General features: G+C 69.9%; 14 protein-coding genes. 2 read left to right on the forward strand and 12 right to left on the reverse strand.

Features of this window, described 5'->3' with window-relative positions; translation table 11 throughout:
• Nucleotides 1-218: 218 nt before the first annotated feature.
• The 5 genes from V7Z98_RS15135 to aroC form a co-directional block, all read right to left on the reverse strand.
• Nucleotides 219-1,115 carry a LysR family transcriptional regulator gene (locus tag V7Z98_RS15135; RefSeq protein ID WP_293265100.1) on the reverse strand — a complete coding sequence of 299 codons (897 nt, stop codon included), beginning with the start codon at nt 1,113-1,115 and terminating at the stop codon, nt 219-221.
• Nucleotides 1,116-1,128: 13 nt separating this feature from the next.
• Nucleotides 1,129-1,908 (reverse strand): M48 family metallopeptidase, encoded by a 780-nt coding sequence (locus tag V7Z98_RS15140; RefSeq protein WP_334158907.1) that lies wholly within the window; start codon nt 1,906-1,908, stop codon nt 1,129-1,131.
• 24 nt (nt 1,909-1,932) lie between these two features.
• Nucleotides 1,933-3,111, reverse strand: a complete 1,179-nt coding sequence (locus tag V7Z98_RS15145; protein WP_293265104.1) for an MFS transporter — start codon at nt 3,109-3,111, stop codon at nt 1,933-1,935.
• A 140-nt stretch (nt 3,112-3,251) separates the two neighbouring features.
• Nucleotides 3,252-3,500 carry a YdcH family protein gene (locus V7Z98_RS15150; RefSeq protein ID WP_334158909.1) on the reverse strand — a complete coding sequence of 83 codons (249 nt, stop codon included), beginning with the start codon at nt 3,498-3,500 and terminating at the stop codon, nt 3,252-3,254.
• Nucleotides 3,501-3,579: 79 nt separating this feature from the next.
• The gene (aroC, locus tag V7Z98_RS15155; protein ID WP_334158910.1) at nt 3,580-4,680 is read right to left on the reverse strand and encodes a chorismate synthase; all 1,101 of its coding nucleotides are present in this window, start codon (nt 4,678-4,680) and stop codon (nt 3,580-3,582) included.
• A 162-nt stretch (nt 4,681-4,842) separates the two neighbouring features.
• On the opposite strand from aroC, the gene V7Z98_RS15160 reads away from it, so the two are divergent.
• Nucleotides 4,843-5,505, forward strand: a complete 663-nt coding sequence (locus V7Z98_RS15160; RefSeq protein ID WP_293265108.1) for a DsbA family oxidoreductase — start codon at nt 4,843-4,845, stop codon at nt 5,503-5,505.
• Nucleotides 5,506-5,828: 323 nt separating this feature from the next.
• Here the strand turns inward: V7Z98_RS15160 and V7Z98_RS15165 are convergent, their stop codons facing one another.
• The 3 genes from V7Z98_RS15165 to ilvB all read right to left on the reverse strand — a co-directional run bounded on the left by V7Z98_RS15165 (nt 5,829) and on the right by ilvB (nt 8,369).
• Nucleotides 5,829-6,185, reverse strand: a complete 357-nt coding sequence (locus tag V7Z98_RS15165; protein ID WP_334158911.1) for a DUF488 domain-containing protein — start codon at nt 6,183-6,185, stop codon at nt 5,829-5,831.
• Nucleotides 6,186-6,336: 151 nt separating this feature from the next.
• Nucleotides 6,337-6,648 carry an acetolactate synthase small subunit gene (gene ilvN, locus V7Z98_RS15170; protein WP_334158913.1) on the reverse strand — a complete coding sequence of 104 codons (312 nt, stop codon included), beginning with the start codon at nt 6,646-6,648 and terminating at the stop codon, nt 6,337-6,339.
• A gap of 17 nt (nt 6,649-6,665) precedes the next feature.
• A complete protein-coding gene (gene ilvB, locus V7Z98_RS15175) occupies nt 6,666-8,369 on the reverse strand; it encodes an acetolactate synthase large subunit (protein WP_334158915.1) in 1,704 nt (567 codons plus the stop codon).
• Between the two features lie 539 nt (nt 8,370-8,908).
• On the opposite strand from ilvB, the gene V7Z98_RS15180 reads away from it, so the two are divergent.
• Complete coding sequence (locus tag V7Z98_RS15180; protein WP_334158916.1) at nt 8,909-10,237, forward strand: Na+/H+ antiporter family protein; 1,329 nt, start codon at nt 8,909-8,911, stop codon at nt 10,235-10,237.
• A gap of 110 nt (nt 10,238-10,347) precedes the next feature.
• On the opposite strand, the gene fadD is transcribed toward V7Z98_RS15180, so the two are convergent.
• The 4 genes from fadD to V7Z98_RS15200 all read right to left on the reverse strand — a co-directional run bounded on the left by fadD (nt 10,348) and on the right by V7Z98_RS15200 (nt 16,501).
• A complete protein-coding gene (gene fadD / locus V7Z98_RS15185; RefSeq protein WP_334158918.1) occupies nt 10,348-12,060 on the reverse strand; it encodes a long-chain-fatty-acid--CoA ligase FadD in 1,713 nt (570 codons plus the stop codon).
• Between the two features lie 28 nt (nt 12,061-12,088).
• Nucleotides 12,089-12,304, reverse strand: a complete 216-nt coding sequence (locus V7Z98_RS15190; RefSeq protein ID WP_293265120.1) for a hypothetical protein — start codon at nt 12,302-12,304, stop codon at nt 12,089-12,091.
• A 9-nt stretch (nt 12,305-12,313) separates the two neighbouring features.
• Nucleotides 12,314-12,784, reverse strand: a complete 471-nt coding sequence (locus V7Z98_RS15195) for a CBS domain-containing protein (RefSeq protein ID WP_334158920.1) — start codon at nt 12,782-12,784, stop codon at nt 12,314-12,316.
• A 210-nt stretch (nt 12,785-12,994) separates the two neighbouring features.
• A complete protein-coding gene (locus V7Z98_RS15200; protein ID WP_334158922.1) occupies nt 12,995-16,501 on the reverse strand; it encodes a UvrD-helicase domain-containing protein in 3,507 nt (1,168 codons plus the stop codon).
• Between the last annotated feature and the right edge of the window lie 16 nt (nt 16,502-16,517).

A 16,517-nucleotide genomic window follows, 5' to 3' on the forward strand; every position in this document is an offset into this window, starting at 1 on the left:
ATGAACATCCCCGAAAGGCGCCCGGTCGCGCCGGATGCGGCGGCGGGCGGGGTCGGGAGGGAGCACATCCTACCTCAGGGCGCCCCTCTCACGTCCGGCAAGGATGCCCGGGCAATGACGTCTTGGGTAGCGATGGATAAAGAATCTGCCATCGCCGTTGACGATGGCACTGCATCGCCCCCCGCCCATGGGGCGGGCGACCCTTCCCCTACCCGGGCTCAGGCCCGGCAAAGGTGGGTGAACAGGCGCTGGGCGGCCGGCGAGAGGGCCTCGCCGGCGCGGCGGCAGACGAACAGCTGGCGCAGGGCCCAGTCCTCGTCCAAGGTCAGGGCCACCAGGCCCAGGGAGGCGATGTAGGGGGTGGTGGCCGCCTGGGGCACCACCCCGACCCCCAGGCCGGCGGCGACCATGGCGCACACGGCGTCGAAGCTCGACACCCGGATCGGCAGGTGCAGCTCCCGCCCGGCCTCGGCGGCCTCGCGCTGCAAGCGGGCGTGCAGGGCGCTAGTGGCGGGCAGGCCCACCAGCGGGTAGTCGAGGGATTCGGCAAAGCGCACCTTGCCGCGCCCGGCCAGGGGATGGTCCGGGGTGACCAGCAGTTGCAGGCGGTCGGTGCGGAACGGCACCAGTTCCAGGCCGTCGCGCTGGGGCTGGTCGCTGACGATGCCCAGGTCGGCCACCTGCTCCACCACCGCCCGGGCAATGGCGTCGCTGACGTGTTCTTCCAGGTGCACCCGGATGCCCGGATGCTCCCGGCCGAAACTGGCCAGGGCCGCCGGCAGGAATTCGACGATGGCCGAGATGTTGGCGTGGAGCCGCACCAGCCCGGACAGGCCGGCGCCGTAGCCGCGCACCTCCTGCTCCACCTGGCGGGCCTGCTCGATCAGGCTGCGGGCGCGGCCGAGCAGGGCCTCGCCGGCGGCGGTCAGGCCCACGCCCTTGCTGTGACGCTCCAGCAGCGGCGTGGCCAGTTCCCGCTCCAGGTCGGCCAGGCGCTTGCTGACGGCGGAGGCCACGGTATGGCTGCGCTCCGCCGCCCGGGCGATGCTGCCGGTCTCGGCCACGGCGACGAACAGTTCCAGGTCGCGCCAGTCGAAGCGGATGCGGGATTCCACGCCGGCCTCCGGATCAGCGCGGCCGGTAGTAGGCCAGGGCCTCGGGCATCAGGGATTCGAGCTGGCGGATGCGGGTGGCGTCGGCCGGGTGGGTGGACAGCAGTTCCGGCGGCTTGGCCTGGCCCTTGCCCGCATCGCTCATGCGCTGCCAGAAGGCGACGGCGGCCCGGGGGTCGTAGCCGGCCTTGGCCATGTAGATGAGGCCCATGCGGTCGGCCTCGGATTCCTGCAAGCGCGAATAGGGCAGCAGCACCCCCACCGTGACGCCGGCGCCGAGCAAGCCGGCGTAGAGGTTGCGCCGGCCCGGATCGTCGGTGGTCAGGGCAGCGGCGGCGGTCAGGCCGCTCACCACCATCTGCTGGCTCATGCGCTCGCCGCCGTGGCGGGCGATGGCGTGGGCCACCTCGTGGCCGATCACCGTGGCCAACCCGGCCTCGTCCTGGGTGACCTTGAGGATGCCGGTATAGACCGCCACCTTGCCGCCGGGCAGGCAGAAGGCGTTAAGGGTCTTGTCGTTGTCGATGACCTTGAATTCCCACTGGTAGCTGGTCTTGCCAGTGGCCTCGGCGATGCGCCGCCCCACCTTCTGCACCAGGGCGTTGGCCGCCGGGTCGGCGGATACCTTTTCCTTCTTCAGCACCTCCTGGTAGGAGGTCAGGCCGAGCTTGGTCTCTTCCGATTCGCTGGTCAGCAGCAACTGGCTGCGGCCGGTCAGCGGCACGGTCTGGCAGGCGGTGAGCACCACCGCCAGGGCGGTCAGGCCCCACATCGACTTGATTCGCACTCCCTGCATTTCCCGCATCCCCGCATTCCCCTTTCAGACGGCGGCCGCGACCGGCGCCGGTTCATCCTCGCGCACCCAGCGGGCGGCGAGGAGCCAGCCGATCACGGCGAATCCGGCGCTCAGGGTATAGACCCAGGCCGGACCGATGGTGTCCCATAGATAGCCCGAGATCATACCGCCAACCAGCCCGCCGGCCCCGAACGACAGGCTCGAATAGAGGGCCTGCCCCCGGGCCTGGGTGCGGCCGGGAAACCAGCGGTTGATCGCAGCGATGGCCGCGGCGTGGAAGGCGCCGAAGGTGATGCCGTGGAGCAGCTGGGCGAGCACCAGCACCGGCAGGGAGCCGATGCCCCAGCCGATCAGCAGGAAGCGCAGCACCGCTGCCGCCAGGCTGGCGAGCAGGATCTGGCGCAGGCCGTAGCGGCGCATCAGCCGGGCCATGAAGTAGAACACGGCGATCTCGGCCGCCACTCCCAGGCACCACATGCCCCCCACTAGGGCCTTGCTGTAGCCGTAGTCGGACAGGTAGATCGAATAAAAGACGTAGAGCGCCCCGTGGGTCGCCGACATGAAGAAGCAAGCCGCCAGCAGGGCCCGCACCCGGGACTGGGCGAGCACGCCGCGCAGCCCGCCGGGGGCCGATGCGTGACGCTGCCCGCCGTGGGCCTCGGGCAGGGTGAAGGCCAGGGCGGCGATGCCGGCCAGGATGGCGGCCACCAGGGGCACCACGGCGGACACGGACATCCGGTCGAGCAGCGCCCCGCCCCCGGCCACGGCGACGATGAAGCCGACCGACCCCCACATGCGGATGCGGCTGTAGCGCCCCGCCTCGCCCTTCAAGTGGTCGAAGGTGAGGGATTCCACCAAGGGCAGGGCCGCGCTCCAGAAGAAGGCCATGGCGATCATGGCTGCCATCAGGGCGGCGAAGCGCTCGGCGACGAAGAAGCCGCAAAAGCCCAGCACCGCCACCGCCGAGGTCCAGCGCACCACCGTCAGGCGCTTGCCGCTGCGGTCGGCGAACCAGCCCCACAGGGCCGGGGCGAACAGGCGCATCAACTGGGACTGGGTCATCAGCAGGCCGATGTCCCAGGCCGACAGCCCGAGGGATTGCAGGTACAGGCCGAAATAGGGGGAGAACGCCCCGACGTAGGCGAAGTAGAAGAAGTAGTAACCGGCGAGGCGCCAGTAGGGCAGCCCGGGGGCGGAAGGCATGGGAGGGGCGGAAGAAGCGGAGGCCCCGCGCGGCGGGACGGAAAGGGGGCGACGGAAGGGGTCGGCGGGAAGGGAGAAAACGGGGCGGCGGAAACGACCGCGGGGGGCCTAGCCCCCCGCAGGCGCGACTGCCGGACGGTTCAGGCCGGCACGTGATCCTTGAGCATGCCGTAGAGGTCGTCCTTGAGCTTGAGGCGCTGCTTCTTCAGGGCTTCCAGCTCGATGTCGCCGAGCAGGGTGCTGCCCTCCTCCGCCTTCACCACCTCGTTGTTCACCACGTGGTATTCGCCGAACAGGCGGGCGAAGTGGGCGTTGGACACCTTCAGGCTGCTGATGGCCTCCCGGTACTCGGGAAACTCGTGATGCAGGTCGTGCGGATCGATCACCATGGCGTACCTCCCTTGTTGGTTTGAATCAGGGTACTGCGTAACCTGGGGCGCCCGGCCGTTTCGCCACGGTGCGCGCGGTTCAGCCGACCGCCCCCGGAATGCGCGGCGTGGCGCACACCACATCGCCGCATTGGGCGCGGTGGCGCAGGGCGTGGTCGATCAGGGTCAGGGCCAGCATGGCCTCGGCGATGGGAGTGGCGCGGATGCCGACGCAGGGGTCGTGGCGGCCGAAGGTTTCCACCATCACCGGGGTGCCGGCCACGTCCACCGACTGGCGCGGGGTGCGGATGCTGGAGGTGGGCTTGATGGCGATGCGGGCGACGATGTCCTGGCCGGTGGAGATGCCCCCCAGCACGCCGCCGGCGTTGTTGGAGAGGAAGCCCTGGGGCGTCATGGCGTCGCCGTGCTCGGTGCCGCGCTGGGCGATGCTGGCGAAGCCGGCGCCGATCTCGACGCCCTTGACCGCGTTGATGCTCATCAGGGCGTGGGCGATGTCGGCGTCGAGCCGGTCGAACACCGGCTCGCCCCAGCCCGGCGGCAGGCCGGTGGCGGTGACGGTGATGCCGGCGCCAACCGAATCGCCGTCCTTGCGCAGCTGGTCCATGTAGGCCTCCAGCTCGGGGACGATGGCGGCGTTGGGGGCGAAGAACGGGTTCTGGCCGATCTCTTCGGCGGACTCGAAGGGAATGGCGATGGGGCCGAGCTGGTCCATCCAGCCGCGGATGGAAACGCCGTAGCGCTCGAACAGCCACTTGCGGGCGATCGCCCCGGCGGCCACGCGCACCGCGGTTTCCCGGGCCGAGGAGCGGCCGCCGCCGCGGTAGTCGCGGAAGCCATACTTTTGCGTGTAGGCGTAGTCGGCGTGGCCCGGGCGGAACTGCTGGGCGATGTTGCCGTAGTCCTTGCTGCGCTGGTCGGTGTTGCGGATCAACAGGGCGATCGGCGTGCCGGTGGTCTTGCCCTCGAACACCCCGGAGAGGATTTCCACCTCGTCCGGCTCGCGGCGCTGGGTGACGTGGCGCGAGGTGCCCGGCTTGCGCCGGTCCAGGTCGGCCTGGATGTCGGCCTCGCTCAGGGACAATCCCGGGGGACAGCCGTCCACCACGCAGCCGATGGCCGGGCCATGGGATTCGCCGAAGGAGGTAACGGTAAAGAGGGTGCCAAAGGTGTTGCCGGACATGAGCGCGCAAATCCCGAAAAGCGCACCGAACAGGTGCCAAAAGATAGGGATGAGTTTAGCATGGGCGCCCTGCGCATCCCTCCCGCCCGGCGGGAGGGCAGCCCCCGAACGACGCTCCGGCGCCCGCAGAGGTGCCGACCCGGCCCCCACAGGAACACCCTCATGCTTACCATCGACATCGTCTCCGACGTGGTCTGCCCCTGGTGCTACATCGGCAAGCGCCGCCTCGAAGCGGCCCTGGCCGACCTGCGCCAGGCCCGGCCCGATCTGCCGGTGGCCATCCGCTGGCTGCCCTACTTCCTCAACCCGGACACCCCGCCCCAGGGCGAGCCCTACCGGCCCTTCCTGGAGGCCAAGTTCGGCGGCCCGGAAAAACTGGCCGAAACCTGGGCCCGGCTCCGCGAGGCGGGCAACTCGGTCGGGATCAACTTCGCCTTCGAGCGCATCGAGGTGCGGGCCAACACCCTGGCCGCCCACCGCCTGATCCACCACATGCAACGCACCCTGCCCCAAGCCACCAAGGATCTGGTGGAGGGCCTGTTCATGATCAGCTTCGTCGAGCCGCGCAACCTGGGCGACCACGAAGTGCTGGCGCGCATCGCCGACGCCGCCGGCTGGGACTACCAGAGCGCCCTCGACTTCCTGGCCGGTGACGGCGAGGAGGAGCAGGTTCTGGCCCTGGCCGAGCGGGTGCAGCAGATGGGCGTCACCAGCGTGCCCTTCTTCATCTTCGGCGGCCGCCTCGGCGTCTCCGGCGCCCAGAGCCCGGAAATCCTGCGCCAGGCCATGGACCAGGCCATCGCCGGCGCCGCGGCCAACGACTGAGCCCGGCGGGCACGTCCCGGAAACCCAATAGGGGCGCGGACTTTCAACCAGGCCGTCTGGAAACCCAGAAGGGACGCGGCTTTCCGCAGGCGTGCCGCGAAGATGCCCGCCCCGCCTTGGGTTCAGCCCAGGCACACGAAAAAGCCACCGCTCATGCGGTGGCTTTTTCGTCGCTGGATCACGGGGCTTCCCGCCGGTAGCGGGATCAACACCACAGCGCAGCGAATCGGGTCCGGGCGCCCGGCAAGCCTGCGCCGCACCCACCTACTCAGCGCACTCTGCCGCCGCCACAGGGCACCGCAGCGCCTTCCGCCAGGGCGCCTCTAGGCGCCGCGGGCCAGCAACAGGTCGCGCAGCACGATCGCGTGGTTACGCTCCGTCTCCCGGGTGCTGTAGACCAGGGTCAGGGGACCGGCGGCGGCCAGCTGGCGCAGCTCGGCCAAGGCGGCGGCCGGTCCCGGCTCGGCCAGTTCGGCCAGGTAGCGGCGGCGGAATTCGTCCCACTTGGCCGGATCGTGGCCGAACCACTGGCGCAGGGCGGTGCTCGGCGCCACGTCCTTGAGCCAGAGGTCAAGGCCGGCCTCGGCCTTGGTCACGCCCCGGGGCCACAGGCGGTCCACCAGCACCCGGCGGCCGTCGGCGGGGCTGGGCTGTTCATAGGCGCGCTTGAGCTTGACCATGGCGAATGAGGGAAAGTCGTCGATCCGGCCAGCATGGCCCAGGCCGGGCGCCCCGTCCAGGGGGCAGAAATGACGGCGGGCCGCCCGGAGGCGGCCCGCTGAGGCACAGACTGAGGCACGGTAACGGAGCGGGCACCGGCCCGCCCCCGGGTCAAGCCTGGGTGAATTCCTCCAGGCGCTCGAACACCGGGTGCTGGTTGCCGTGGCGGCGGACGGCCAGCACGTCCTCGAGCTTTTCCACCTGCTTGATCATCTGCTCCAGACGGGCGTCCTCGTTGACCTGCAACCAGATGCGGCTGGTGGCGCCGTCGCCCTGGGGCAGCACGACGATGCCTTCGACGTTGTAGGCGCGGCGGGAGAACAGGCCGACCACGTGGCTCATCACGCCGGCATGGTTATTCACGTCGAGCTCGACCACGGTGCAGGCGAGGGCCTGGCGTTCGGATTGGGTGCTTGCGTTCATGTTCATTCCTCCCGGACTCAGCCGATCATTTCCTTGTTGGCGGCGCCCGGGGGCACCATGGGGAACACCTTCTCGGCCACGTCGATGCTGACGTGGATCAGGCAGGGGCCGCGGCGGTTGAGGGCCTCCCCGAGCATAGCCCGGGCGCCGGCGTCGTCGGCGGCCTCGTCCAGATCCACCGCGTCCAGGCCGAAGGCCTTGGCCAGGGCCATGAAGTCGGGAATGCCCTTGTACTTGGAGGCGAAGGTGCGCTCGCCGTAGAACAGGGTCTGCTGCTGGTACACCAGGCCCAGGGAGGCGTTGTTCATCAACACCACCTTCACGTTGGCCTCTTCCTCGGCCAGGGTGGCGAACTCCTGGATGTTCATCAGCAGGCTGCCGTCGCCGGTGAAGCACACCACGGTGCGCTCCGGCTCGGCCAGAGCAGCGCCCAGGGCGGCGGGCACGCCGAAGCCCATGGTGCCGAGGCCGCCGGAGGTCAGCCACTGGCGCGGCCGGCGCAGGGGGTAGGCCTGGGCCACCCACATCTGGTGCTGGCCCACGTCGGTGGCGATGGCCGCCGAATCGTCCAGGGCGTCGGCCACGGCCTTGACCAGGCCGTAGTGGCTGCGGGAATCCTCGACCTTGGGCATGACCAGGGGGAAGTCGCGCTTGAGCTGGGCGACGCGGCCCAGCCACTCTTCACGGATCACCGGCTTGACCAGGGGCAGCAGGCCCTTCAGCACCTGGCCCACGTCGCCGTTCAGACCGACGTGGGCGGCCTTGAGCTTGTCCAGCTCGGAGGGATCGATGTCCACGTGGATGATCTGGGCCTGGGGGCAGAACTGGGAAAGCTTGCCGGTGGCCCGATCGTCGAAGCGGGCACCCACGGCGATCAGCAGGTCGCACTCTTCCAGGGCCAGGTTGGTGCAGCGGGCGGCGTGCATGCCGAGCATGGACAGGGACAGGGGATGATCCACCGGCATGGCGCCCAGGGCCATCAGGGTCATCACCGTGGGCAGGGAGGCCTTCTCGGCCAGAGCCGTGGCCAGCAGCGAGGCGCCGGAGTGCACCACGCCGCCGCCCAGGTAGAGGAGCGGCCGCTGGGCGCCGTTGATCATCTCGGCGGCGATGGCCAGGGGTTCGGCCGGCACTTCCGGCAGCGGATCGGCCACGCCCGGGGCGGGCCAGGCGGATTCGTCGGCGGGCAGTTCGATGGACTGGACCTGGACGTCCTTGGGAATGTCCACCAGCACCGGACCGGGACGGCCGGACAGCGCCAGGCGGAAGGCCCGGGGAATCACCTCAAGCAGCTCGTGGGCCGAGCTGACCATGAAGTTGTGCTTGGTGATGGGGATGGTCAGCCCGTAGGTGTCCACCTCCTGGAAGGCGTCGGTGCCGATCATGCTCTGGGGCACCTGGCCGGTGATGGCCACGATGGGAATCGAATCGAGCTTGGCGTCGGCGATCGCGGTGAGCAGGTTGGTGGCGCCGGGCCCGGAGGAGGCCAGGCACACCGCCGGAACGCCGGTGGCCCGGGTCATGCCCTGGGCGATGAAGCCGGCGCCCTGCTCGTGGCGGGCTAGCACGTGGCGGATCGCCTGGGACTGGGACAGGGCGTCGTAGAAGGGCAGGATGGCGCCGCCGGGAATGCCGGAAACGATGCGCACGCCCTGGCGTTCGAGCAGGCGCACGGCGAGCTGGGCGCCGGTCAGGGTGATGGTCTTGGGTTGGGTCGTCATGGAGGCTCCTTGCAATTCTCGGGTTCGGATCACCGCGTCCAGGTTGCTGGGCTGGCTGTTCGTCGCCGGCAGGAGGCCCCAAAAGGCGAAACCCCCGTCGGCGTCGCCGGCGGGGGTTTCTGGATTCGGTTCGGTCAGTGTCTGGACCGCTTCGTTCAGCTCGCGCAACCCCGCGCCGGCATAGTAACGACTACGCCTACGACGACTACGACGGGGACTGCGACCAGGGTGCGGAACATGATGTTGGCGGTGGGCAGAGTCAAAAGGTCGAAGAAACGACGGAGGCTGGGCCGCTACGGCAACCGCTCGATGAGGCGGCTGGAAGCAACGTGGGTAACGTCTGAAACTAACCGCGAGGATGGCGGATAACCACCCACGCAAAACTACGGGTAAGCGCGAAGTTTCTGCCAAAAATTGCGGCGGTGCAAGAAAATTTTTTCACGGACCCGGCAAGAAACATAGCCAAGCCCCGATGCATCCGGTAAGGTGCGCGCCTTCCTGGCCGCACCGGCCATGCCATTGTTTTGCAACGCTTTCCCATGAACGCCGTCCTGCTCGCCGTCGCCCTGATGCTGGGGCTGTCCCTCGCCCGTGTCCACGTGGTCATCGCCCTCCTCCTCTCCGCCGTGGCCGGCGGGCTGGTGGGCGGGCTGGACCTGAAGGCCACCCTGACCGCCTTCAACAACGGCCTGGGCGGCGGTGCCGGGGTGGCCCTGTCCTACGCCCTGCTCGGCGCCTTCGCCCTGGCCCTGGCCGAATCGGGCCTGCCCCACGCCCTGGCCGATTTCCTCGAAAAGCGCCTGGCCGCCGCCCCGGGGCGCAACGCCGGGCGGATCAAATGGGCCATCCTGGGCGCCCTGCTGCTGCTCGCCATCTCGTCCCAGAACCTGCTGCCCATCCATATCGCCTTCATTCCCCTAGTGGTACCGCCCCTGCTGCACACCCTGGCGGGCCTCAAGGTAGACCGGCGCCTGGTGGCCTGCCTGCTCACCTTCGGCCTGATCACCCCCTACATGTGGTTCCCGGTGGGCTTCGGCGAAATCTTCCTCAAGCAGATCCTGCTCGGCAACGTGGAAAAAGCCGGGCTGGGCGCCGACGTCATCGCCCGCCTGGATATCAGCGGCATCATGACCATCCCCGCCCTGGGCATGCTCGCCGGCCTGCTGCTGGCGGTGTTCGTCAGCTACCGCCGGCCGCGCCGCTACGACCTGGCGGCCATCGACGCGGTGGAGCGGGAATCCGTCGCCTACACGCGCCGCTCCCTGACGGTGGCCGGGCTGGCGGTGATCGCCACCTTCGCCGTGCAAATCTGGGCCGACTCCATGCTGCTCGGCGCCCTGGCCGGCTTCGCCCTGTGCGTGGCCGGCGGCGCGGTGCCGCTCAAACGCGCCGACACGGTGTTCGCCGACGGCATGCGCATGATGGCCACCATCGGCCTGATCATGATCGCCGCCGCCGGCTTCGCCGAGGTGATGAAGGCCACCGGCCACGTAGCCTCCCTGGTGGAAAACTCGGTGCAGCTGGTGTCCGGCAGCAAGGCCCTCGGCGCCTTGCTGATGCTGGTGGTGGGGCTGATCGTCACCCTGGGCATCGGCTCATCGTTCTCCACGGTGCCGATCATCGCCACCCTGTACGTGCCCTTCGCCCTGCAACTGGGCTTCTCCCCGGCCGCCGTGGTCTGCCTGGTGGGCACCGCCGGCGCTCTGGGTGACGCGGGCAGCCCGGCCTCGGACTCGACCCTGGGCCCCACTGCCGGCCTCAACGTGGACGGCCAGCACGACCACATGTGGGACACGGTGGTGCCCACCTTCCTGCACTACAACCTGCCGGTGCTGGCCGCCGGCTGGATCGCGGCGATGGTGCTGTAGGCAACATAGGCACTGTAGACAGCCCGGCCGACGACCCCTGCCTTGGCCCCCGTCAACGACAAAGCGCCCCGCGGGGCGCTTTGTCGTTGGTGCCGCGGTGCAGCTCCGTATCAGGCCACCTTGCGCGCCGCCTGCTGCTTGGCCTCGTCCTTCAAGGCGCGGCGCAGGATCTTGCCCACGTTGGTCTTGGGCAGCTCCTCGCGGAACTCCACCAGGTGCGGCACCTTGTAGGCGGTCATGTTGTCGCGGCAGTGGGCCACCAGGGCCTCGGCGGTGAGGGCCGGGTCCTTCTTCACCACGTAGATCTTCACCGCCTCGCCGGAACGCTCGTCGGGCACGCCCACGGCAGCCACTTCCATCACCCCGGGATGCATCGCCACCACCGCCTCGACCTCGTTGGGATACACGTTGAAGCCGGACACCAGGATCATGTCCTTCTTGCGGTCCACGATGCGCACGAAGCCCTGCTCGTCCATCACTCCCACGTCGCCGGTGCGCAGGAAGCCGTCGGGCCAGAACACGCCGGCGGTTTCGTCGGGGCGCTGCCAGTAGCCCTTCATCACCTGGGGCCCGCGGATGCACAGCTCGCCGGCCTGGCCGATGGGCAGGGGGTTGCCGTTGTCGTCGCGGATCGACGCCTCGGTGCTGGAGATGGGCAGGCCGATGGCGCCGTTGAACTCGGCCAGGCTCAGGGGGTTGATGGTGGCGGCGGGGGAGGTCTCGGTGAGGCCGTAGGCTTCCACCAGGGCCTTGCCGGTGACCTTCTGCCACTTCTCCGCCACCGCCTTCTGCACCGCCATGCCGCCGCCCAGGGCGGCGCGCAGGTGGCTGAAATCGAGCTTGGCGAAGTCCGGGTTGTTGAGCAGGGCGTTGAACAGGGTGTTCACCCCGGTGATGACGGTGAACGGGTACTTGCCCAGCTCCTTGACGAATCCGGGGATGTCCCGCGGGTTGGTGATCAGTACGTTGGTCGCCCCCTCCTTGAAGAAGGTCAGGCAGTTCGCGGTGAGGGCGAAGATGTGGTACAGCGGCAGGGCCGTGATGATCAGCTGCTGCTCGCCCTGGAGGAAGGGCTCGATCCAGGCGTGGGCCTGTTGCAGGTTGGCGATGATGTTGCGGTGGGTGAGCATGGCGCCCTTGGCCACCCCGGTCGTGCCGCCGGTGTATTGCAGGTAGGCGATGTCGTCGTGGGTCACCTTGACCGGGGTGAAGCGGGCCGCAGCCCCCTGGGCCATGGCCCGGTTGAGCGGCACGGCGCCGGGGATCGACCAGTCCGGCACCATCTTCTTGACCTTGCGCACCACGAAATTCACCACGGTGCGCTTCACCGCCGGGAAGAAATCCCCCAGGCCGGTGACCAGCACGTGCTTGAGGGCGGGGGCGTGGGGCAGGGACTCTTGCAGGGTGTGGGCGAAGTTGTCCACCACCACGATGGCCTCGGCGCCGGAATCGGCCAGCTGGTGCTCCAGTTCCCGGGGGGTGTAGAGGGGGTTGCAGTTCACCACCACGTAGCCGGCGCGCAGGATGCCGAACATGCACACCGGGTATTGCAGGACGTTGGGCATCATCAACGCCACCCGGGCGCCCCGGGGCAGCTTGAGCACGTCCTGGAGGTAGGCGGCGAAGTCGCGGGAACGCTGCTCCAGCTCCCGGTAGGTGATGCCCACGTCCATGTTCAGATAGGCCACCCGGTCGGCGAACTTGGCGCAGCTTTTCTCGAACAGCTCGCCCAGGGAGGCGAATTCATTGACGTCGATTTCCGCCGGCACCCCCTCCGGGTAGCTCTTCAGCCACGGACGGTCCGCGAGCTCGTGTTGTTCCATGTGTTCTCCTCCAATGGCTAAGCCCTGGTTATTGGTCGACCGCTCGAGGCGGCGGCTTCTTGTTGGTCCGGCATCCGTCAATCGGGCCGACATAATTCAAACGATCGTTTGATGCCGTCGATTCTACCCATTTTTTGCCCGGCGGGAACACCCCCACCGCCAACGCCACGCTCTCGCCGCCAAATCGCCGGAGCACCAAGCAAAACGGCCACCCGAAGGTGGCCGTTGCCGGATCGTCGTCCATCCGCCGTCCTCAGGCGGCGGCGCCGCCGTCCCCTTCGGGCCAGTTCTTGATGTAGTTCTTCAGCATCTTGTTCTCGAAGCTCTGTTCTTCGAGCACCGACTTGGCCACGTCGAGGAAGGACACCACGCCCATCAGCAGCTCGCCGTCCATCACCGGCAGGTAGCGCTGGTGCTGGTCGATCATCAGGCGGCGCAGGTCGTTCACGTCCATCTCCGGGGTGGCGAAGGCCGGGTTGCGGATCATCACTTCCTCGACCTTGACCTGGTCGAGGGCGCCGCCACAGAAGTTGGTGGCGCGGCTGGCCACGGCCTTGAGCACTTCGCGGAAGGTCAGCATGCCCACCATCTTGCCGCCCCCCATCACCACCAGGGAGCCCACGTCGTGGTTGGCCATCACTTCCACCGCGCCGTCGAGGGTCTGCTGGGGCATGGCGGTGAACAGCACCGAACCCTTGATGCGCAGAATTTCCCGGACTTTCATGCTCTTCCCCTTTATCGGAACTGGCCGGCTTCTGCTTCGAACGCCGCGCCATCCGTGGCTAAAAATTTAATGGGCGGATGGTAGTGCATCGCACTATTTTGGGGAAGAGCAAAAATGCGGCCCCGCCCCCCGGATGCCAAGGAAATCACGGCGTTGCCCCGGCTCGGGGCGGCAGGGGCAACGCCGTAGCTTTCCGACACGCTCACACGTTCACACTTCGACCACGGAAGCGTCGGCAAAGATCAGGGCGCCGCGCACCGGCAGGGGAAAAAGGGCCGCCAGGGTGGTGCAGTAGCCGCGCACCTGGGCCCGGTAGTCGGCCAGCCGGGGCGTGTCCGCCGTGCCCGATTTGTAGTCCACCACCCACACCGCCTCCTCGGTTTCCACCACCCGGTCGGCCCGTAGCACCGAGCCGTCGGGCAGGCCCATCTCCAGCTCGTTCCAGGCGCGCTTGTAGCGGGCCGGATCGAAGAAGGGCGCCAGGTCCGGATGGGCGAACAGCTTGGCTCCGGCGGCGTGGGCCCGGGCCAGCAGCGGATCGGCGGATTCGGGCAGGGGCAGGCCGTCGGAGAGTGCTTCCAGGGCGGCGTGCAGGGCCGTGCCGTAACGCTCCGCCTCGCCCTGCTCGGCTCGCCGCTCGCCGATGGGCGCCACCGGCAGGGGCGCCACGGAAGGCCCGGCGGGACGCGCCTCTCCAGAGGCATCGCCCGGAGAACCAATAGGGACACGGGGTTCCGCAATGGAGGCCTGGAAATCCCCGTCCTGCGCCATCTCCAGCGCGGCGCCGTAGGCCGCGCCTTGGCCGGGATCGGCGTCCTCGGCCAGGGCGCCGAGGCGGCCCAGGGCCCCGGCGATGCGGCCGTAGGGGGTCGGCGCGTTCACCGCCCGCTTGGGCACGATGCCGCTGGCGAAGAAGCCTTGCCTGGCCCGGGTGATGGCCACGTACAGCAGGTTGAGGGCCTCCCGCTCGGCCAGGGCCTTTTCCTGGTCGAACCAAGCGGAAAGCGCCGATTGCTTGCGGTCCTCGCTGCGCCAGGCGGCCAGCCAGGCCGGGGCCTCGGCCTCGGGGGGCCATTCCACCGCCCAGCCCACTGTGTCGTGGCGGCCACCGCCCGGGGCGTTGGCATCCACCAGCCAGACAAAGGGGGCCTCCAGGCCCTTGGCGGCATGGACCGTGAGCAGGCGCACCCGGCCGCCGTCGCTACCGTTGCCACCGGCACCGTTGGTGTCATCCAGCTCGCCCTCGTCCGGGGCCTCTTCCGGGTCGGCGTCGGCCAGCTCGCGCAGGGCGTCGAGAAAGCGGGGCAGGCTCGGGTAGCGGCCGCCCCCCTGGTCCAGGGCCAGTTGCAGCACGGCTTGCAGGTTGGCGGCCACGGCCCCGTAGGCGGCCTCGCCCAGGGACGCCCGGTAACGGGCCAGCACCTCGCCCTCGTGGAACACCCGGTCGAGCAGGTCGTGGGCGGGCAGTTCCAGGGCGGCGCGACGCCAGCGGCGCAGCAGGTCCACGGCGCGGCGGCGGCGGGCCAGGGCGGCAGCCTCGGCCGGAGTCGGCGCGGCGGCGAATTCCGGGGAGGAATCAACGGCATCGGCGCTGCCGGCCACCAGGCGCTTGAGGCGCGCCCACCAGGGGCCGCCCCCGGCCCGACTCACCGCCAGCAGGTCGGCGTCGGTGAAGTCGAACAGGGGCGAGCGCAGCACCTGGGCCAGGGCCAGGTCGTCGGCGGGCAGCACCAGAAAGGCGATCAGGGCCGCCAGGTCCCGGGCCTCCAGGGTGCCAAGCAGGCCGCCCCGGGAAGCCGCCAGGTAGGGAATGCCGGCGGCGCGCAGGGCCGCTTCCACCGGGGCGAAGCCGCGCCGGGTGCGGGACAGGATGAGGAAGTCGCCGCAGCGGGCCGGCCGTACCGGACCGCCAGCACCCTGGGGATGGACGGCCCAGCGCCCCACGGCCCGGGCGATGGTGGCGGCGACCAGGGCCGCCTCCCGCTCCCGGCGGGAATCCTCGGCTTCCACCTCGGGCTCGCGCAGGGGGTCGCGCAGATGCGGGAGCTCGGCACCGCCCCCCTCCCCTGCCGCAGCCGCAGCATCGTCGCCGTCATCGGCCACCAGAGGCAGCAGCTCGATGCGCCCGGGCAGGTCGCCGGCCAGGGACTCCTGGGGGCGGAAAGGGGTGAACAGGGGTTCGGCGGCGAACAGGGCGTTCACCCCGTCGATGATCGCTTTGGCGTTGCGCCGGGTTCGGTCCTGGGCCAGGCGCACGGCGTGGAAGTTGTGTTCGAGGAAATCGGCGGCGGCGGCGAACAGGCGCGGTTCGGCGCGGCGGAAGCGGTAGATCGACTGCTTCGGGTCCCCCACCAGGAACACCTGGGGCGCCGCCTCCCCTTCCGGGTAGGCCGCCAGCCAGCCGCGCAGGATGGCCCATTGCAGGGGGTTGGTGTCCTGGAACTCGTCGAGCAGGATGTGCCGGTAGCGGGCGTCCAGCCGGGCCTGGAGAAAGGCCGCCTGGGTGTCGTCGGCGAGCAGCTTGGCGACGCGCCATTCGGCGTCCACGAAGTCGATCACCCCCCGGGCGGCCTTGTGCCGGTCCAGGGCGGCGAGGAAGGCGGCGCCGACCAGGGCGGCGTCGCCGTTGAAGGCGTAGCAGGCGGCGTTGGCCAGCCGGGCGCGGCAGGCGAGCAATTCGCCGCACAGGCGCTGGTGGCGGGCGACGAAGGCCTCGGCGGCGGCCTCGCTGCCCAGGCGCTTGGCCGAGGCGGCGCTGGGCTTGCGCGCCAGGGGCGATCCTTCCTTGGTCAGGCTCATGGCGCACAGCAGCGCAAAGCGGTGCGCGGGATCGGCCTCCGCCAGCGCCTGGCGCAGCACCGCCGCCTGGTCCTGCTCCTTGCCCGTACCCACTTCCAGGGCGCCGAGCAGGGCCTGCCATTCCAGTTCCCAACCCGGCGGGAACAGGGCGGCGTAGGCGTCCGCGGCGGTGGGAGCGGAACCGTCGCCCAGGGCCGGCAGCAGGGCGTTCAGGGCCCGGGCGGCGGCGGCGGGCGCGGCGGTGGCGGGGTCGAGTCCGTCCGCGCCGTTCTCAGGTGCGGCAGCCTCGTCCGGCTCGTCTTCCCCCACCAGGGTCATCCACTCGGCGCGGCGGGAGGCCAGGTCGGTCATCAAGGCATAGGCCCCGGCCCCGCCCTGCTCCGCCAGCAGGCGCAGGAAGGCCAAAGCCACCGGGGTGTCCGGGGCGGCGCCCTGGGCCTCGGCAAATTCTTCCCACACCTCGGCCAGCAGCCGGGCCGGGGCGTCGGCCAGGGATACGCCGGCACAGCCGGCGGTGAGCGGCGCACTGGCCGCCAGTTGCAGAAACCAGCCGTGGAAGGTGTGCACCGACAGCCCGGGCTCGGCGGCCAGCACCGCCTCGTAGAGGCCCCGGGCCTTGTCGCGCAGGGCCGGCGACTGGTCGGCAAGAGGAATCGCCCGCTCGGCCAGGAAGCGGCCCAGGGCGGCGTCGTCGGCCACCGCCATGTCGCGCAGCCAGCCGCGCACCCGTTCCTCGATCTCCCGGGCGGCCTTGCGGGTGAAGGTGATGGCCAGGATTTCGGAGGGGGCCGTGCCGGCCAGCAGCAGGCGCAGGATGCGGGAGGCCAGCAGCCAGGTCTTGCCGCTGCCGGCGCAGGCTTCCACCACCACCGAACGGCGGGGGTCGAGGGCGAGGCGGATCAGGTCGTCGGTGGTCATGACGGTTGGTTCGGCA

The organism is Oryzomicrobium sp., from assembly GCF_036820405.1.
Lineage (GTDB): Bacteria > Pseudomonadota > Gammaproteobacteria > Burkholderiales > Rhodocyclaceae > Oryzomicrobium.